Raw genomic sequence first — 18394 nt, forward strand, 5'->3', positions numbered from 1 at the left:
GATGACGAGTGGGGGAACGGCCAGTGGTCCAGGTGGACGATGTGGCACGGGTCCGAACGGGCCTGAGCAGAGCGATCGCCGAGCCCGGCCTGATCGGCGACGGCCCCACCGGACTCTGCGCGAACTACACGTCCGTGACGGCGGACCTGCAGCGCGGTGTCGACGCGCTCCTGGCTGCGGGCGTGCCGCTGACCACGATCTTCACGCCCGAGCACGGCTACTGGGGGGCGGTACAGGCGGGTGAGAGCGAGGGCGACGGCGTCGACGTCGCCACCGGGCTGCCGGTCCTGGACACCTACCGCTCGGACGGCGAGCGGCTGGACGCGCTGCTGCGCGGGTCCGGCGTGGCTCAGATCCTCGTGGACTTCCAGGACATCGGTGTTCGGTTCTACACCTACACCTGGACGCTCTTCGACCTGCTCTGTTCCGCGGCGCGCACCGGGATCCGCGTCGTGGTGCTCGACCGGCCGAACCCGCTGGGCGGCCTGGTCCGCACCGGGCCCGGCCTCGCGGCGTCCTGCTCGAGCTTCGTGGGTCGGGTCTCGATCCCGCTCCAGCACGGACTCACCCTCGGCGAGCTCGCGCGCTGGTTCAACGCCGTCCACGTGCCCGAAGCCGTCGGTGGCCCCGCCGACCTCGAGGTGATCGAACTCGCCGGCTGGGGCCGGCAGCGCCAGGATCCGGGGCGCGCCTGGGTGATGCCCTCACCGAACATGCCCACGCTCGACACCGCCACCGTGTTCCCCGCGATCGGCCTGCTGGAGGGAACCGTGCTCTCGGAGGGCCGCGGTACGACGAAGCCGTTCGAGTTGTTCGGTGCCTCGTGGACCGACGGACGCCTGGCGGCTGCCCTGACCGAGCGGGACCTGCCCGGCGTCGCCTTCCGCGAGGCCGTCTTCCGCCCCACGTTCAGCAAATGGCACGGCGACGTGGTGCACGGCGCCCAACTGCACCTGAGTGACCTCGGCGCATTCGACCCGATCGCCACCGGCGTGGCCGTGCTCCAGACGGTCACGGAACTGCACCCCGGGGAATCGATCTGGCTGCCTGCGCACCCGGGGCGCCCGCCGTTCATCGATCTCCTCTGGGGCTCGCCGGCCCTGCGTGAGGGCGTCGACCGCGGCGCGGACACGGACGCGATCCTCGACGACGGCCCGCCGACGCCCACCGTGCCGGCGGACGCGCTCCTCTACACCTGACCGGCACGTGCCAAGACCCGAACGAACGAAGGACGAACCGTTGTCTCCACAGACGATCATGGCCGTGGGCGGTCACATCGGCGACATGGACCTGGCCGCCGGGCCACTGCTCGCGCAGAACGTGCTCGACGGCGGACGTTCGGTGCTCGTGGCGCTCACCCCGGGCGAGCGCGGGCACCCCAGGATGTCTGCCGATGACTATCGCGACCAGAAGATCGCCGAGGCGCAGGCGTTCGCGGCCGGGATCGGGGCGGAGGTGGTGGTCTTCGACGACATCTCCGACGGGTTCCTGACCACCGACGACCTGGTCGCCGAACGTCTCGCGGACCTGATCCGTGAGGTCAGGCCCGCCACGTTGCTCGCCCACTGGCGGCGCAGCATCCACACCGACCACGAGAACGCGTCGATCCTCGCCGAGCGGGCCCGCTTCCTCGCCGGCCTGCCCGGCTGGAAGGACGAGACCGAGCGCCACGGCGTCGGGCGCCTGCTGTTCACGGAGAACTGGGAAGACGCGACCGGTTTCGACGCCGACCTGTTCATCGAGATCTCGGCCGAGGCGCACCGGCGCTGGACCGAGGCGATCGGCGGCCAGGCGTTCGCACGCGGCGAGACCTACGGGTTCCGCTACATCGACTTCTACACGGCCCAGATGGTCACGCGGGGCTGCCTTGCCGGCGTGCCCCACGCCGTCGCCCTCTCCTCAGGGCCGACTCGGGGGATGTCACCCCTGGACTGAGTCGCCCGCCGACGTCGGGAGGCGCCGGCCGCCCTGGCACCGTCAATCAGCACCATCGAACAGATCGGAAAGGTCATTCCCTTGCAGGTCTCCTATCGTGCGCACCGGCCCGGCGATGCCGCCCGGCTCGCCGAGCTCACCGCCCTCGCGATGCCACGCGATGCGGTCAGTGAGGACTGGTTCACCGACACCGTCCTGCTCGACCCGAACTTCGACCCGGACGGGCTGATCGTCGCCGTGGACCCGGAGACGGGACGCCCGCACGGTTTCGTCTACGCGGTGCGCGCCGGCCGGGGGATAGGCCCCGATCCCGACGGCGGCTGGATCACGATCGGCTGCGTGCACCCCGAAGCCCGCGGCCAGGGCATCGGGACCGAACTGGTGCGGCGGGCCGGCGCGTTCCTCGCCGGCAAGGGTGCGCACTGGGTCAACTTCGCGGCCTACCCGCTCGCCTACTTCGTGCCCGGCCTGGACTCGGCGGCCTATCCGGACGCCGCCCGGCTGTTCGAGCGGGCCGGCTTCCGGCGGCTGTACACGGCCGCGGCGATGAGCCTCGATCTGGCCGAATACGCGACCCCCGCCGAGGTGCGGGACCTGCGTGCCGCCCGGGTCGCGGAGGGCTATTCTTTCGCGACCGCCGGGCCGGACGATCTGCCCGAGGTGATCTCCTTCGCCGCGCAGCGGCTGGCACCGGACTGGGGTGAGGCGGTCCGGGACTCGGTCCTGCAGCACGGCCGGATCGACCGGGTGCTCCTGGCGCGCCACCCCGAGGGCTCCGTCGTCGGGTTCGCCACCTACGGCGCCTACCGCGGCCTGCGGGAACGGTTCGGGCCCTACGGCGTGGACGAGACCTGCCGCGGCACCGGTCTGGGCAAGATCCTGCTGCACGAGACCCTCACCCGGATGCGCGCCGAAGGTGCCCAGAGCGCCTGGTTCCTGTGGACCGGTGAGAACTCACCCGCCGGGCACCTCTACCTCCGGTCCGGCTTCCGGGTCACCCGGCGCTTCGACGTGCTCCGCGCCGACCTGGACCACTGAGCCCCGTCCATCCCCTGCTCCACCCCATCGAAAGGTCACCACATGAGAACCCCGAGGTTCATCCGACTGGCCGCCGTGCTGACGGCCGGTGCCCTGGCATTGTCGGCCTGTACCGGCGGCGACGGCGACGGTGACTCCGGCGCCGACGCCGGCGCCGTCCAGCCGCTCACGATCCACGCCAACACGGCGAACACCTACCAGCAGAACTTCAACCCGTTCTCCCCGACCGCGCTGCAGGGCACCAAGGGCATGCTCTACGAGCCGCTCATGGTCGCCACCGCGATGGTCCCCGGCGAGACCCAGCCCTGGCTCGCCGAGTCGATGGAGTTCAACGAGGACGGCACGGTCGTCACGTTCGTGCTCCAAGAGGGCGTCACCTGGTCCGACGGCGAGGCGTTCGACGCCGACGACGTCGCCTTCACCTTCAACCTGATGCGCGACAACCCGGCGGCGAACGCCGGGGCGCTCGACCTCGCCGACGCGGTCGCCGTGGACGCTCGCACCGTGGAGGTGACCTTCAACAGCGTCGCGTTCGCATTCCAGTCCTCCATCGCGAACACCGTCATGGTCCCCGAGCACGTGTTCTCGGGTGTCGACCCGATCGAGTTCCAGAACGAGGAACCGGTGGCCACCGGGCCGTTCGTGCTCGAACAGTTCGGGCAGCAGCTCTACACACTGGGTGCGAACGAGGCCTACTGGAACGCCGACGAGGTCCAGGTCGAGCAGGTCCGGTACCCGGCGTCCACCGACCAGACGTTCAACAGCTCACTGCAGGCCGGCGAGTTCGACTGGTCCGGCGGGTTCGTCGCCAACATCGACCAGATCTACATCTCGGGCGACCCGGACCACCGGTCCTACTGGTACCCCGGGGACGGGCTCGTCAACCTGCTCGTGAACACCCAGACCGCCCCGTTCGACGACGTCGAGGTTCGCCGGGCGCTCAGCGCCGGCATCGACCGCAACCAGCTGTCCGAGGTCGCCATGCAGGGGTACACCCCGCCGGCCCACCCCACCGGGCTGCCGTTGCCGGCCTACGAGTCGGTGATGAGCGAGGAGTACGCCGACGCGGAGTTCAGCTATGACGTCGACGAGGCGAACGCGATCCTCGACGAGGCCGGCTACCCGCTGGGCAGCGACGGGGTGCGCACCACCCCGGACGGTGAGCAGATGTCCTACGCGCTGCAGATCCCGTCGAGCTATGTGGACTGGGTGACGATAAGCGGACTGCTCCAGGAGCAACTGGCGCAGATCGGCGTGGTCGTCGAGCCCCAGGGGGTCTCGTTCGAGGCCTGGCTCGAGGCCCGCAACTCCGGCAACTACCAGATGACCATCGCCTCGGTGTCGATGGGGCTCACGCCGTACACCCTGTTCCGTTCCATGATGAGCTCGGAGTACCGGACCGGTCCGGGCGAGACCGTCGTCTCGAACTACAACCGTTTCTACGACGAGGACGCGGACGCCCTGTTGGAGTCCTTCGCGAGCACGATCGACCCGGCGCAGCAGCAGGCGGCCTTCGACGGGCTCGAGCGGATCATGGTCGAGGAGCTCCCGGTGATCGCGATGCTCCAGTCCCCGAACTGGTTCCAGTACAACACCGTGCGTTGGGAGGGCTTCCCGACCGAGGAGGACCCCTACGCCCTGGGTGCGCCGTACCAGTTCCCCGACAACCTGCTCGTGGTCACGAACCTGACGCCCGCAGGCTGACCGCGCCGGGCACCGGGACGGGCGGCGCCCGCCCCGGTGCCCGCGTGGCCGCATCCGACCCGAGAGGTTGTCCCGCGTGAAGTACCTCCTGCGCAAGGTGATGTTGTACGTGTTCATCGCCTGGGCTGCGCTCACCATGAACTTCCTGATCCCACGGCTGATGCCGGGCGATCCCGTCGCGCTGCTCGTCGAACGGCTCCAGGGCCGGATCGACCCGGCCGCCATGGAGGCGATCGCGGAGAGCTACGGACTCACCGACGCGCCGTTGCTGCAGCAGTACCGGGACTATCTCGCGTCGCTCGCGGCGGGTGACCTGGGCCTCTCGATCGGCTTCTTCCCGGTCCCGGTCTCCGAGATCGTGATGGGGGCGTTGCCGTGGACGATCGGCCTGGTCGGGATCACCACCGTGATCAGCTTCCTGGTCGGCACCGGCCTCGGTGTGGTGCTCGCCTGGCGCCGCGGCTCCTGGACCGACCACCTGCTGCCGGCCCTCACCTTCCTGAACGCCGTCCCGTACTTCTGGATGGCGCTCATCCTGGTCCTGGTCCTCTCGGTGAACCTGGGCTGGTTCCCCGTCTCGCAGGCCTACGAGCCCGGCCTGACACCGGGGTGGGACTGGGAGTTCATCTCCTCGGTGCTCTACCACGCCTTCCTGCCGGCGGTCACGATCATCCTGGCGTCCTTCGCCGGGTGGGTGCTGAGCATGCGGAACATGACGGTGACCGTCCTGGGTGAGGACTACGTGACGATGGCGGAGGCGAAGGGGCTGCCGAAGCGGATGGTGCTGGTCAACTACGCGGCCCGGAACGCGATCCTGCCCTCGGTGACCGGGTTCGCGCTGTCCCTCGGCGCCGTCGTCGGTGGATCCATGCTGACCGAGGTCATCTTCAACTACCCGGGGGTGGGGTACACCCTGTTCGAGGCGGTCCAGAACCAGGACTTCCCGCTGATGCAGGGACTCTTCCTGATCATCTCGCTGGCGGTGATCGTCGCGAACCTCGTGGCGGACGTCATCTACGTGTTCCTCGACCCCCGCACCCGCCAGGAAGGCTGACCATGAGACTCTCACGATTCCTGCCGACCTCCGGGAAGGTCCGCGCGGGGCTGATCATCGCCGTCTTCTTCGTGCTGCTGGCCGTCTTCGGGCCGCTCCTGACGAGCTACTCGCCGCAGGCCAGCGGTACCGATCTGCTCCAGCCGCCGTCCGGCACGCACTGGCTCGGCACCACCCAGACCGGTCAGGACGTCTTCGCCCAGTTCGTGTACGGGGCCCGGATCTCGCTCGGGGTCGGCCTGGTCGCTGGGATCCTGTCGCAGATCGTCTCGGTCCTGGTCGGCGTGATCGGGGGCTACTTCCGCGGGCTCTCGGACGACCTGCTCTACATCCTGACGGCCGTGTTCCTGGTGGTTCCCGGGATGCCGCTGCTGATCGTGCTCACCGGCTACCTGCCCTCCCGGGGGATGGTCTCGGTCGCGTTCGTCATCGCGATCACGTCCTGGGCCGGTTCGGCCCGGGTGCTGCGGGCCCAGACCATGTCGCTGCGACGACGTGAGTTCGTCGAGGCGGCCCGCGCCACGGGCGAGTCGCGCACCCGGATCGTGTTCTCCGAGATCATGCCGAACGCGTTGCCGCTGATCGCCTCCGGATTCCTGTTCTCGGTGATCGGGGCGGTGCTGGCCGAGGCCGGGTTGTCCTTCCTCGGCCTCGGCTCGCTGACGACCACGAGCTGGGGCTCGATGCTCTACTTCGCCCAGAGCGCGCAGGCGTTCCTGTACGGCGCCTGGTGGTGGTTCGTGCCCCCGGGCCTGGCGATCGCCGTTCTCGGGGCCGGTCTGGCCCTGATCAACTTCGGGATCGACGAGTACTCCAACCCGCGGCTGCGCACCGGTAGGAGCCGGGCCCGGGCCGTGCGGTCCCGTGGGCCGCACGCGGCCGCCCTCAGCACCGCCGGCGCCTCGGCCGCCGCCTCCGGTGCCGAGACGCCCGGCGTGGCGACGATCCTGCACGACGACGCCCCGGACGAGACGGTCGGGTCCGTGCCGGCCGGCGCCGCACCGGCGCCACCCCAGATCCGAGAGCTCGACGTGCCCGGCAAGCCGATCATCGAGGTCCGTCACCTCAAGGTCGACTATCCGGGCGCGGACCAGGTGGTGCACGCCGTCGACGACGTCTCGATCACCCTGCACCGCGGCGAGCTCCTCGGCCTCGCGGGGGAGTCCGGCAGCGGCAAGTCCACGCTCACGAACGCGATCACCCGGCTGCTCCGCAACCCGGCTCAGGTGACCGGGGGATCGATCACCTACCACCGGTCCGCGCGTGGGCGCCCGAGCGGGCCGACGACCGGCGGCTCGGAAGCCGAGGTCGAAGCCATCGACCTGCTCGGGCTCTCCACGGAGGAGCTACGCGCCTACCGCTGGGACGAGCTCGCCATCGTGTTCCAGAGTGCGATGAACGCGCTGAACGCCGTGACCAGTGTCGGGGCCCAGTTCGACGACGTGCTCCGCGTGCACCGGCCCACCATGCCCGCCCGCGAGCGGGAGGCGCTGGCCCGGACCATGCTCGAGAAGGTCGGGATCGACCCCGGCCGGGTGTCGGCCTACCCGCACGAGCTCTCCGGCGGGATGAAGCAGCGGGTCGCCATCGCCATCGCCCTCGTGCTCGAGCCGGACGTGATCGTCATGGACGAGCCGACCACGGCGCTCGACCTGCTGATCCAGCGCGAGGTGCTCGACCAGGTCATGGCCCTGCGGGACGAGTACGGCTTCGCGATCATCTTCACCACGCACGACCTGTCCCTGCTGCTGGAGGTCTCGGACAGCATCGCCGTGATGCAGCGTGGCCGGCTGGTCGAGTACGGTCCGGCGCTCGAGGTGTACGCCGAACCTCGCCACCCCTACACGCGGGCGCTGCTCGCCTCACTCGCAGACATGGGAGCACTGGTATGAGTTCCGACGTGACGGATCCAGTCGGCCCCGGAAACGGGCGCGTGGTCCTCGAAGCCCGGAACCTGGTCAAGGACTTCCGCACGAACAAGCGGGCCGGGGTGTTCGGCCGGGAGTACTTCCGGGCCGTCGACGACGTCTCCCTGGAACTGCGTGCGGGCCAGGTGACCGCGCTCGTGGGCCAGAGCGGCTCCGGCAAGAGCACGGTCGGCCGCCTGCTCGCGCAACTGGTGCCGCTGACGTCCGGGGAGATCCTGCTGAACGGTGCGCCGGTGGCGGCCACGCGCGGGCGTGCCTTCATCCGCTACACCGGCACCGTGCAGATGACCCTGCAGGATCCGTTCGCCTCACTGAATCCCCTGCACCGGGTCAGTTACACACTGGGCCGGGCGCTGCGCATCCACGGCGGTCCGATGAGTGCCGACGACGTGACCGAGCGCAGCCTCGCGCTGCTCCGGAAGGTGGAGCTGGGTCCGGCCGAGCTGTACCTGCACCGGTTCCCGCACGAACTCTCGGGCGGGGAACGGCAGCGGATCTCGTTCGCACGTGCGCTCGCCGCCGAACCGAAGGTGCTGCTCGCGGATGAACCGGTCTCGATGCTCGACGTGACGATCCGCAAGGGGATGCTCGACCTCCTGGACCAGTTGCGCCGGACCGAGGAACTCGCCGTCCTGTACATCACCCACGACCTGGGTTCCGCCCGTGCCTACTCCGCCGAGACCCTGGTCATGTACCACGGCAAGGTCGTGGAGCGGGGGCCGAGCGACCAGGTGATCCACGACCCCGCCCACGAGTACACGCGGCGGTTGCTCGCCGCCGCGCCGAACCCCCGACGGCGTCTGGCCGGGTGAGGCCGCCGGTGGCGGTCTCACCACAGCAGGAGATCGGCCACGGCGGCCGCGCTCACCGCGCTCGAGCCGTACGTCGTGACCAGACGCGGCACGTCCACGTCGAGGTCGCCGGGCCAACCCACACGCACCACCACGGTGTCCCGGTGTCGGGCCATGACCTCGGCGAGCGCATCGCGCTCGGCCGCGGCGAGGTGCGGCTGGTCGACGACCAGCACGACCTCGCCGCTGCGCGGGCCGGGCAGCAGGTCGGCGATGTCGCCGGCGTCGAACCGGCGGTGGACGATCGGCGTGCGAGCGGCGAGCGCCACGCCGACCAGGTCCGCCTCACGCCCGGCCGCGCGATTGCGCAGCACCCGGGCGTCGATCACGGTGACCGGTTCGTCGCCGCGCAGACGGACGTCCCCGCGGACGTCGCAGGCACCGGCGGCCGCCCGCGTCGCAGCGGCGGTCGGGATGCGCGACGCCGACCCATCGGGGACCCGGGCGCCGCGCTGGGCGGTGACCCAGGCGCGCAGGGACGCGATCCGCTCGACGGCTTCCTCGAGCCGCTCGGTCGGCAGCGTCCCGGAGCGGAGGGCGTCGACGACTGCGGTGTGCACCCGGACGTAGGCCGACTCGTCCGGGTGCGGGTCACCTGGCGTGCGGGGATCCGCCCCCTGGTTGCCGAGGCAGACGAGGTCCACGCCGGCGGCGAGGGCGGCGACGGCGCCCGGCCCGAGACCGAGGGTGCCCGCAATGGCCTCCATCTCCACGGCGTCGGAGACGATCAGGCCGTCGAAGCCCATCCCGCGCAGGATCGACAGCGCCCGTGGGTTCACCGTCGCCGGTTCCGGACCGAGCACGGGCACGATGATGTGAGCCGTCAGCACGGCCCGGACCCCGGCCTCGATCGCGGCCCGGAACGGAGCGAGGTGGATCTGCTCGAGTTCCTCGGCGCTCACCTCCATCCGGCTCACGCCGAGGTGGGAGTCGGTGGTGGTATCGCCATGGCCGGGGAAGTGCTTCGCGCACGCCGCGGTGCCGGCGCGCTGCAGTCCTCGCACGTAGGCGGCCGTGTGCCGCGCCACCAGTCCGGGATCGGCCCCGAAGGAACGACTGCCGATCACCGGGTTCGCGGGGTTGTTGTTCACGTCGGCGACGGGGGCCAGGTCGAGGGCGATGCCGTGGCGGGCCAGTTCGCCGCCGATCTGCTCGGCAACGGCCTCCGTGTCCGACTCGACGTCGTGGCGGCCCAGCGCGGCGTGGCCAGGGCTCGGCGAGCCGTCCCGGGCGTGCAGGCGGGTCACCAGGCCACCCTCCTCGTCCACTCCGACGAGACCGTCCGTGGGACCCAGTTCGCCGACGAGACGTGCCACCTGGCCGGGGTCGTCGGGCTCGACGTTGTGGGCGAACAGCAGGGCGCCCGGCGTTCCGGCGGCGCGGGCCCGCAACAACCAGTCGGGTGCCCGGGTGCCCGCGAATCCCGGCCAGAGCACGGCGTGGGCGAGGGACTCGAGCGAGCGGTCGATGCCGCGGTGTTCCGCCATGACCTCATCGTGCGTCAATCATTGGCGGACAGCAAGGAATTCGCGTCAATAGTTTTCTCCGACGTGATGTTGCTGGTTTACTTGGCATGGTCGATTCAGGAAGGCGAGGTACGCGGTGGCTGAGTCCCAACCCGTCCCGGGCGACGGGACCGGCGCACTCGAGACCGAGCGGATCGACGCGAGGTATCGGCGACTGGACGTGGTCCCGACCCTGGACGCGCTCCGCGCGATGAACGAGGCGGAGGCCGGGGTGCCGGCGGCGGTGCGAGCCGTGCTGCCCCAGATTGCGAGGGTCGTCGACGCGGTCGCGGCCCGGATGGAGGCCGGAGGGCGGCTGATCTACCTCGGAGCCGGCACCTCGGGTCGGTTGGGGGTGGTGGACGCCTCGGAGTGTCCCCCGACGTTCCACACCGACCCGGACCAGGTCGTGGGGGTGATCGCCGGAGGACGTGGTGCCATGTTCGAGTCCGTGGAGGGGGCTGAGGACTCCGCCGACCTAGGTGCCGCCGACATCGGCCGCCTCGGGGTCGCCGCCGTCGACACGGTCGTCGGGATCGCCGCGAGCGGCCGCACCCCGTTCGTGCTCGGCGGGATCCGGGCCGCGCGCGCCGCCGGTGCCCTGACCGTGGGCCTGGCCTGCAACACCGGCTCCGCGCTCGGGGCTGCCGTGGACCTGCCGATCGAGGTCGAGGTGGGGCCCGAGGTCATCGCCGGCTCGACCCGCCTGAAGGCCGGCTCCGCGACGAAGCAGGTGCTGAACATGATCTCGACCGGCGTGATGATCAGGCTCGGGAAGACCTACGGGAACCTGATGGTCGATCTGTCCGTCAGCAACGTCAAGCTTCGGGAGCGGGCCGAGCGCCTGGTCGCGACCATCACGGGTGCGGACCCCCAGGCCGCGGCACGGGCCCTGACGGAGTCCGGTCTTCGGGTCCCGGTGGCCGCGATCATGCTGGCCCGCGGGGTGGATCGGGACGCCGCCGAGCGGCTCCTCGCCGGGGCCGGTGGCCGGCTCGGCGGCGTTCTGGACGCTCAGGCCTGAGCGAGGTGGCGGCGGGCCAGGCCGGTCACGGCGCGTCGTAGCGGACCGGCGTCGAACGCGCTCCGGTCCGGCTGGACACGGTTGGTCAGCAGTACCACCGTCAGGTCCGCCTCGGTGTCGATCACCAGCGAGGTGCCGGTGAACCCGGTGTGGCCGATCACCGCCGGATCTGCGGTACCCATGAACGTGGCGTCGCCGAGGCGCATGCCGAGCGCCTGCCCGTACCCCACCCGGTCCCGCTCGGCCGCGGGGAGGACGTCCCGGCGGAGCAGTGCCAGGGAGTCCTCGCGCAGCAGTCCCGGTCGGTCCGGACGCAGGGCGGCCGCGAACCGGATCAGATCCGGGGCGGTGCCGAACGCGCCGGCGTTCCCGGAGCCGCCAAGACTCCAGGCCGCCTCGTCGTGGACGACGCCCCGCACGAGCCCGCGGTCCGGGGCGGACTGGTACTCGGTCGGCACCACCGACTCGCCGGCACCGCTGGGGTCGTAGCCGGTGCTCGACATCGCCAGCGGCCCGGTGACGGTGTCCCGCAGGAGCGTGGGTAGGTCGCGCGCGGTCAGGTGTTCGAGCAGGAGACCGAGCACCATGAAGCCCACGCACGAGTAGGCGTGGCTCGCACCCGGTTCGGACCGCAGCCCGGTGCCCAGCACCAGCCGGGCGCGGTCCTCCCGGGTGCCGGGGACCTCCCACAGCCGCAGCACCGGCGGCAGGCCGGAGGTGTGGGTGAGCAGGTGCCGGGCGGTCACCTGGTGGTGGGCGCGGTCGACGGCGAACTCGGGGAGGGCGTCGGTCACCGGGCGGTCGAGGTCGAGGACGCCCGCGTCCACCTGGACCAGTGCGGTGACGGTGGTCAGGATCTTCGTCAGCGACGCGAGGTCGAACACCGGCGCCAACGGCAGCGCGCGCCGGTCCGCGGCCGGGAGCAGGGCGCCGTCGGCCGCGAAGAGGGTGGCGTACCCGGCCTGCGCGCGGGCGACCACCCGCCCGCGGTGGGCGATCACGGCATCCGCTCCTGCGGTGCCGGGGACGGGGTCGCCGGCTCCGACCGGGGCCGGGCCGGAGGCGGCGCTACGGGTGCTCGCGTCGAGCAGGCCCTGCAGGGCGGCCGTCAGCTCCTGGTCGAGCCCGGTTCCGGCCGTGGACGTGGGCTCGTGGTCGTTCCGGCCGGTCACGGGTCTCGCCCCGGTGCCCTCGGTCGTCGGCTGGTCGGTCATTCGTCGTCAGTTGTCCCGGAACAGGGCGACCGCGTCATGGGTGTCGCGCAGGGCGTCGACCGTCTCGGCCATCCGGCGCTGCGCGACCGCCACGAAGATACAGTCCACGATCAGCAGCTGGGCCGTCCGCGAGGCCATCGACCCGGACCGCAACGGTGACTCTCGGACCGTGGTGCGCAGCACCAGGTCCGCGGCCCGGGCCACGGGTGAGCCGGCCACGTTCGTGATCGCCACCGCGGTCACCCCGCGCTCGCGGGCGGACTCCAGGAACCGCACCACCTCGGCCGTCGTGCCCCGGTGCGAGAAGCCGACCGCCACGTCACCCGCGCCCATCAGGCCGAGCGAGGTGACGGCGTCGTGCCCGTCCGGGAAGGAGTAGGCGACCCGACCGATCCGGAACAGTTTGCGATGCAGGTCCGCCGCGCTCCAGCCGCTTCCGCTGACGCCGTAGACGGAGATCCGCGCGGCGGAGTCGATCGCGTCCACGACCCGGCCGAGCTCGGCCACGTCCAGGTTGTTGATGGTCTCCTCGATGCACAGGTTCTCGGTGAACCCGATACTCGCCACCACCTCCTCGAGCGTGCTGCCCGCCGAGATGTCCGAACCGTACGCGGCCACCGGGCCTCGTCGTGCGCCCTCGCGGCCCACCTCGGTGGCGAGTGCGATCCGGAGCTGGACGTATCCGGCCAGGCCCAGCGTCCGGCAGAACCTGACGATCGTGGTCTCCGACGTCGAGCACTTGCGCGCCAATTCGGAGATCGTCTCCTCCAGCACCAGCCGCGGGTCGGCCAGGATCGCGTCCGCCACCCGGCGCATCGAGGGCGCCAGGGTGTCACGCTTCGCCTGGATCTGGGACTGGATGCTCACGTGAGCCCTTCGACGACGGGTGCTGTCTCTCGGGTCGGGCGCCACCGGCCGCTCCGACGCAAGCACTTTACCGAGCCGGTCCAGATCCCGGTGCTCGTTTGCGACGGGCCGTCGAGCCGGTGCAGAACCGCGCGCCCGAGGCAGGACCACGTGTCCGACTGCGTGGGTCTGAGAACTCGGTCGCCGCTCTGAAACGATACAATCGACGTCACGTGTCCGCTACCATCGCGGGGTGGCTGATCGCCGCCCCGCTTGATGAGACTGGAGAGTTCCCCCGGATGGTTCAGCGTCGAGTCCCGAAGGTGCGCGACCTCGCGCCGCTGATGCAGTTCAAGGCACCGGAGCTGAACGGCCGTAAGCGCCGCCTCGATGCCGCGCTCAACGTCGAGGACCTGCGCGCGATCGCCAAGCGGCGCACGCCGCGGGCCGCGTTCGACTACACCGAGGGTGCCGCCGAGAAGGAGCTGTCACTGGCCCGTGCGCGGCAGGCGTTCGAGGACATCGAGTTCCACCCCGCGATCCTGCGCGACGTCGCGCAGGTGGACACCTCCGCGACCGTGCTCGGCGGGCCGGTCGCGCTGCCGTTCGGGATCGCCCCCACCGGGTTCACCCGGATGATGCAGACCGAGGGCGAGATCGCCGGCGCCGGGGCGGCCGGTGCCGCGGGGATCCCGTTCTCGCTGTCCACCATGGGCACCGCCTCCATCGAGGACGTGGCCGCCGCGAACCCCGGCGGGCGGAACTGGTTCCAGCTGTACATGTGGAAGGACCGGGACCGGTCGATGGCCCTGGTGGACCGGGCCGCGAAGGCCGGGTTCGACACGCTCCTGGTCACCGTGGACGTCCCCGTCGCCGGCGCCCGGCTGCGGGACACCCGCAACGGGATGACCATCCCGCCCTCGCTGACCCCGCGGACCGTGCTGAACGCGATCCCGCGGCCGCAGTGGTGGATCGACTTCCTCACCACCGAACCGCTCGCGTTCGCCTCCCTCGACCGCTGGTCCGGCACCGTCGCCGACCTGCTGAACACGATGTTCGACCCGACCGTCGACTTCGACGACCTGCGCTGGGTCTCCGAGCAGTGGCCCGGCAAGGTCGTGGTCAAGGGCATCCAGACGCTCGAGGACGCGAAGCGGGTCGCCGACCTCGGCGTGGACGGCATCGTGCTGTCCAACCACGGCGGCCGCCAGCTCGACCGCGCCCCGATCCCGTTCCACCTGTTGCCCGAGGTCGCCCGCGAAGTCGGGAACGACCTCGAGATCGTGCTGGACACCGGGATCATGAGCGGCGCGGACGTCGTCGCCGCCATCGCCCTCGGCGCCGACTTCACGCTCGTCGGCCGTGCCTACCTGTACGGGCTGATGGCCGGTGGCCGCGAGGGCGTGGACCGGATGATCGCCATCCTCACCGCGGAGATCGGCCGCACCATGCGTCTGCTCGGGGTCGCCTCGCTGGACGAGCTGGGACCGCAGCACGTGACCCAGCTGAGCCGGCTGGCACCCCTGCAGCGGCAGATCCGCGCCGAGAGCGACCGCCCGGTCGGCTGACCGCACGGCCGGGACGGGCGACCCCGAACACCCCGGGGCCACCCGCGGACTCAGCCGACCCGGCTGGCTCGGCCGACCCGGCTCGCCGCCACCGCCGCCCGTCCCATCCGCGAGAGCCGGCGCAGCGCCTCGGCGTGCACGCGCTCCGCGGCGGCGCGGGCCGCGCCCGGGTCCGCGACCACCCGGGCGAGCCGCTCGATGACTCCGGCTGCGCCGTCGTCGATCTCGTTGACCATGTGCGTCCCGCCCAGGTCCGCGTACATCGCGCCCTTGACCGTGTCGGTCGGCTGGCGCAGGTAGGTGCCGGGCGTGCCCGCCGTGGTGGCCAGGATCGGGGAGTGGCACTCGATGCTGACGACGGCGGCCGCTCGCGCGTACGTGGCGGTCGCCGTGGGCAGGTCCCAGAAGCCGTCCACGATCGCGACCCGGTCGCGGACGTCGCGCGGCAGGGTGGCCGGCCAGTACTCGGCGATGAGGTCGACGGCGTAGCTCATCTCGGGCGCGATGAGCACCTGCCGGCCCGTGGTCCGGACCCACCAGGCGATGGTCTCGGTCAGGACGGCCAGGTCGCGCGGGGTGAACGCCTCGTTCACGGCGTCCTTGGTCAGATCGGCGGCGGTGACCGGCAGGTTCCGGAGGTGCGCGTACGGCGTGTACCGCAGCCGGGGCACGGCGACGAGGAAGCCGGGCTCCAGGCCGTGGTCGGCGAGCACCGCGTCGGCGCCGGCCTCGTCGCGGATGTCGAACGCGAACGTGGCGTCCGGGCCCGGCTCGAGGATCTCGGCGCGGACGCCCTGACCCTGGAGGTAGGCCAGCGAGATGGTGTCCCGGCAGAACACGAACGCGGCGCCGTCGAGGATCTCGCGGGCCTCGTCGTCGAGGTGGCCGGGGGCGATCGCGCCGACCACCCGGCGGGCGTCGGGGAGCTGGAACGGCATGAAGTTGCCGAGCGGGTCGAAGGTGATGCCGAAGAATCCGTACGGCTTGCCGGAGGGGCGCCAGGCGTTCAGTCCGGGCCTCGAGCCCATGCCGGCCGCGCTGCCGTGGATGAACAGGTCCGCCTCGTCGAACGCGCGCGCCAGCTCCGGGGTGTCCGGGCGACCGTCGGGGCCGATGTCGCCGTAGGCGAACTCGAGGTCGGGGAACCGGTCGGCGAGCATGGCCTGCTCCCGGTCGCCCAGGCTGCCGGGCCACAGGATGATCCGGCTCGCGCCGGCACCGAGCAGCGCCGTGATCGCGCCCGGCGTGTGGGCCACGTCCCCGATGTTGATGGTCTGCCAGGAGGACCGGAGCAGGATCGTTCCGGCTCCCTCGGTCTCGGCAGGAGTGTCTTGAAGCATCGTTGCATCACCAGTCATGCCGGCAGCATAGCGCCTTCACTGACGGGGGATTCGCCCGGATCGGGCCGCCCCGCTGCTCAGCCGCTGATGCTGGAGGCCCGGACCACGAGTTCCGGCTCGAACTCCACCTGCTCGGCGGCCGCACCCTCGGCGCCCCGACGCAGCAGCATGTCCGCGGCCGTCCAGCCCATCTTGTACATCGGCTGACGCACCGACGTGAGCGGCGTAGCGAGCATGTTCGCGAACATGACGTCGTCGTAGCCCACCACGGCCATCTCGCCCGGCACCGAGACGCCCAGGTCCCGCAGCGCTCGCAGCGCCCCGAGTGCGGTCACGTCGTTCACGCAGAACGCGGCGCTCGGGACGGGCCCGGCGCTAGCGAGGAGCCGGCGCATCCCCTCGTCCCCGCCGTCGGCGTTGAGTGCCTCGAGCGGGATCTCGACGAGCGCCTCCGCCGGGTCCAGGCCGTGCGCGGCGAGCGTCTGCAGCACTCCCTCGCGCCGGTCCGCGCACTGGCGCAGGGTCAGCGGCCCGTTCAGGAAGGCCAGCCGGGTGTGACCCTGCGCGAGCAGGTGCTCAGTGGCCAGGGCCCCGCCGCCGACGTCATCGACGGCGACCGACGGCAGGTCCGGCAGGGGCGAGGTGTGGTCGAGGAGCACCACGTCGATGCCGCGCCCACGCATCGCCAGGAGGGTGTCCAGGCTGCCCTCCGAGGGGGTGGCGATCACGCCGCGCACGCCGTGCTCCTCGAACAGGCGCAGATACCGGCCCTCCCGCTCCGGGTTCTCGTCCGAGCTGCACAGCATCAGCGTGTACTCGTCCTGCGCCAGGCGGTCCTCGATGCCGCGGGCCATCTCGGTGAAGAACGGGTTCGCGATGTCGAGCACCACGGCTCCGACGGTGTTCAGCTCGCCGCTGCGCAGCTGGCGCGCGGAGGCGTTGCGCACGAACGAGAGTTCCTTGATCGCGGCCTCGACCTTGGCCCGGGTGCTCGGCGCGACGTTCGCCGGCCGGTTCAGCACGTTCGACACCGTGCCCACCGAGACGCCGGCGAGTCTGGCCACGTCCGTGACGCTCGGGCGCTTGCCGTTGCGCACCGGGCCGGGTTGGGTCGCCGTCATGATTCTCCTCGCGGGTCTGAGCACGATCGGGCCGGGTCACTCCCCTGCGTCCCCCGGACGAAACCGCGGCTGCCCTGCCCAGACCGAGTGTAACGATTCACGCCCCCGGGTGGGTGGAGCCGGGAGGATCAGAGCCGCGGGTCGATGTGGACCTTCGGTCCGCGGCCGCCGGGCCGAGCGCCGTCGAGCACAGCGGCGGCCTCGGCGAGGGGGACGGTGGCGGCCACCAGCGGTCGAGGATCCACGAGACCGGCGGCGTACGCGCCGATCGCGTCCGCCAGGCCCGCGGACGCGCCCAGGATGCCGACCGCGGTCACGTCCCGGAACACCAGTGACCGGCTGTCGATCGGGCTCGGGGTCTCCGCGATGCCGATGTACACGACCCGGCCGGCGGGTTCGACGAGGTCGACGGCCCGGGCCGGCACGCCAGCACCGGTGGAGGCATCGACGACGGCGTCCCACGGTTCGTCGGGGAGCGTCGCCTCGGTCCAGGCGTGCGTCAGGCCGAGGGAGCGGGCGAACTCCAGGGACTGCTCGTCCGGCCCGAGCAGGTGCGCCTGCGCGCCGGCCGCCTGGGCGAACAGGGCCGTGAGCAGCCCGATCGTGCCGGGCCCGACCACGAGCAGGCGGTCGCCCGGGCCGACGTTCGCGGCCCTCAGGGCCCGCACCGCGTTCCCGCCGGGCTCCACCATCGCCCCGGCCGTGTCGTCCAGGGATTCCGGCAGGGCGTGCAGCGCCGACCCGGGCACCAGCAATTGCTCGGCGAGGGCTCCGTGCCAGCCGCCGCGGATGCCGATCTCGTACCGGTCCGCGCACACGTGGTGCCGGCCGGCCAGGCACCGGCGGCAGTGGCCGCAGCCGAGCATCGTGTCGCCCGTGGTGCGCCGACCCACCCAGGCCGGATCGACGCCGTCGCCCACCGCACTGACCGTGCCGCACCACTCGTGGCCGGGCCGCAACGGGTAGGCCGCCTGACCGTCGGCCAGGTAACTCATCTCGCCCGTGAACAACTCGACGTCGGTGCCGCAGACGCCGACCCGGCTCACGTCCACGACCACCTGCCCGGGTCCCGGCTCGGGCGCCGCGACGTCCGCGACCTGAGCCGAGCGCGGGCCGGTCAGCAGCACCGCCCTCACGCCGGGACCGGTCCGGCCGGGCGTGCCGCGGGGCGCCCCGGGCTGACTAGGCTGGCGGCCAACGGAGTCATCGTCGAATCGTTCCTCGCAGGTGGAGGGGCAGGTGCGCGTGCGAACCCACCCTAGGGCC

15 protein-coding genes are annotated in these 18394 nt (G+C 71.7%); 9 read left to right on the top strand and 6 right to left on the bottom strand.

The genetic code is table 11. The features are described from left to right. Positions 1-41: 41 nt before the first annotated feature. The 7 genes from EXU48_RS20900 to EXU48_RS20930 all read left to right on the top strand — a co-directional run bounded on the left by EXU48_RS20900 (position 42) and on the right by EXU48_RS20930 (position 8471). Positions 42-1199 carry an exo-beta-N-acetylmuramidase NamZ family protein gene (locus EXU48_RS20900; protein WP_165962932.1) on the top strand — a complete coding sequence of 386 codons (1158 nt, stop codon included), beginning with the start codon at positions 42-44 and terminating at the stop codon, positions 1197-1199. Positions 1200-1239: 40 nt separating this feature from the next. Then, positions 1240-1935, top strand: coding sequence for a PIG-L deacetylase family protein (locus tag EXU48_RS20905; protein WP_133109632.1), 696 nt, complete (start codon positions 1240-1242; stop codon positions 1933-1935). A gap of 81 nt (positions 1936-2016) precedes the next feature. Next, positions 2017-2973, top strand: coding sequence for a GNAT family N-acetyltransferase (locus tag EXU48_RS20910; RefSeq protein WP_133109633.1), 957 nt, complete (start codon positions 2017-2019; stop codon positions 2971-2973). Between the two features lie 42 nt (positions 2974-3015). Further along, positions 3016-4677 (top strand): ABC transporter substrate-binding protein, encoded by a 1662-nt coding sequence (locus EXU48_RS20915; RefSeq protein ID WP_133109634.1) that lies wholly within the window; start codon positions 3016-3018, stop codon positions 4675-4677. Between the two features lie 76 nt (positions 4678-4753). Beyond that, entirely contained in the window at positions 4754-5731 is a 978-nt protein-coding gene (locus tag EXU48_RS20920; protein ID WP_133109635.1) for an ABC transporter permease, read from the top strand. 2 nt (positions 5732-5733) lie between these two features. After that, a complete protein-coding gene (locus EXU48_RS20925) occupies positions 5734-7623 on the top strand; it encodes a dipeptide/oligopeptide/nickel ABC transporter permease/ATP-binding protein (protein WP_133109636.1) in 1890 nt (629 codons plus the stop codon). Then, the gene (locus tag EXU48_RS20930; RefSeq protein WP_133109637.1) at positions 7620-8471 is read left to right on the top strand and encodes an ABC transporter ATP-binding protein; all 852 of its coding nucleotides are present in this window, start codon (positions 7620-7622) and stop codon (positions 8469-8471) included. Before EXU48_RS20925 ends, EXU48_RS20930 begins: the two co-directional genes overlap by 4 nt. A 17-nt stretch (positions 8472-8488) precedes the next feature. Here the strand turns inward: EXU48_RS20930 and EXU48_RS20935 are convergent, their stop codons facing one another. Continuing rightward, a complete protein-coding gene (locus EXU48_RS20935) occupies positions 8489-9997 on the bottom strand; it encodes a glycoside hydrolase family 3 N-terminal domain-containing protein (protein WP_133109638.1) in 1509 nt (502 codons plus the stop codon). Positions 9998-10112: 115 nt separating this feature from the next. Here EXU48_RS20935 and murQ point away from each other — a divergent pair, with 115 nt between their 5' ends. Next, entirely contained in the window at positions 10113-11039 is a 927-nt protein-coding gene (murQ, locus tag EXU48_RS20940; protein WP_133109639.1) for an N-acetylmuramic acid 6-phosphate etherase, read from the top strand. Here murQ and EXU48_RS20945 read toward each other — a convergent pair. Continuing rightward, positions 11030-12253 carry a serine hydrolase domain-containing protein gene (locus tag EXU48_RS20945; protein ID WP_133109640.1) on the bottom strand — a complete coding sequence of 408 codons (1224 nt, stop codon included), beginning with the start codon at positions 12251-12253 and terminating at the stop codon, positions 11030-11032. The genes murQ and EXU48_RS20945 overlap by 10 nt on opposite strands. Positions 12254-12259: 6 nt before the next feature. Continuing rightward, positions 12260-13120, bottom strand: a complete 861-nt coding sequence (locus EXU48_RS20950) for a MurR/RpiR family transcriptional regulator (RefSeq protein ID WP_133109641.1) — start codon at positions 13118-13120, stop codon at positions 12260-12262. 278 nt (positions 13121-13398) lie between these two features. Here EXU48_RS20950 and EXU48_RS20955 point away from each other — a divergent pair, with 278 nt between their 5' ends. After that, the gene (locus EXU48_RS20955; RefSeq protein WP_133109642.1) at positions 13399-14667 is read left to right on the top strand and encodes an alpha-hydroxy acid oxidase; all 1269 of its coding nucleotides are present in this window, start codon (positions 13399-13401) and stop codon (positions 14665-14667) included. A gap of 50 nt (positions 14668-14717) precedes the next feature. Here EXU48_RS20955 and EXU48_RS20960 read toward each other — a convergent pair whose 3' ends face one another. From EXU48_RS20960 to EXU48_RS20970, 3 genes are all read right to left on the bottom strand, one after another. After that, positions 14718-16025, bottom strand: coding sequence for a polysaccharide pyruvyl transferase family protein (locus EXU48_RS20960; RefSeq protein WP_133109643.1), 1308 nt, complete (start codon positions 16023-16025; stop codon positions 14718-14720). Between the two features lie 59 nt (positions 16026-16084). Beyond that, a complete protein-coding gene (locus EXU48_RS20965) occupies positions 16085-17128 on the bottom strand; it encodes a LacI family DNA-binding transcriptional regulator (protein ID WP_133109644.1) in 1044 nt (347 codons plus the stop codon). 128 nt (positions 17129-17256) lie between these two features. Then, positions 17257-18264, bottom strand: a complete 1008-nt coding sequence (locus EXU48_RS20970; protein WP_133109645.1) for a zinc-dependent alcohol dehydrogenase — start codon at positions 18262-18264, stop codon at positions 17257-17259. Positions 18265-18394 lie beyond the last annotated feature (130 nt).

It is taken from the genome of Occultella glacieicola (assembly GCF_004353825.1).
Lineage (GTDB): Bacteria > Actinomycetota > Actinomycetes > Actinomycetales > Beutenbergiaceae > Occultella > Occultella glacieicola.

Coding starts and splice junctions, on each gene's coding strand:
- EXU48_RS20915 (WP_133109634.1), top strand. CDS start 3,016: ATGAGAACCCCGAGGTTCATCCGACTGGCCGCCGTGCTGACGGCCGGT.
- EXU48_RS20925 (WP_133109636.1), top strand. CDS start 5,734: ATGAGACTCTCACGATTCCTGCCGACCTCCGGGAAGGTCCGCGCGGGG.
- EXU48_RS20930 (WP_133109637.1), top strand. CDS start 7,620: ATGAGTTCCGACGTGACGGATCCAGTCGGCCCCGGAAACGGGCGCGTG.
- EXU48_RS20935 (WP_133109638.1), bottom strand. CDS start 9,997: ATGGCGGAACACCGCGGCATCGACCGCTCGCTCGAGTCCCTCGCCCAC.
- EXU48_RS20945 (WP_133109640.1), bottom strand. CDS start 12,253: ATGACCGACCAGCCGACGACCGAGGGCACCGGGGCGAGACCCGTGACC.
- EXU48_RS20955 (WP_133109642.1), top strand. CDS start 13,399: ATGGTTCAGCGTCGAGTCCCGAAGGTGCGCGACCTCGCGCCGCTGATG.
- EXU48_RS20960 (WP_133109643.1), bottom strand. CDS start 16,025: ATGACTGGTGATGCAACGATGCTTCAAGACACTCCTGCCGAGACCGAG.
- EXU48_RS20965 (WP_133109644.1), bottom strand. CDS start 17,128: ATGACGGCGACCCAACCCGGCCCGGTGCGCAACGGCAAGCGCCCGAGC.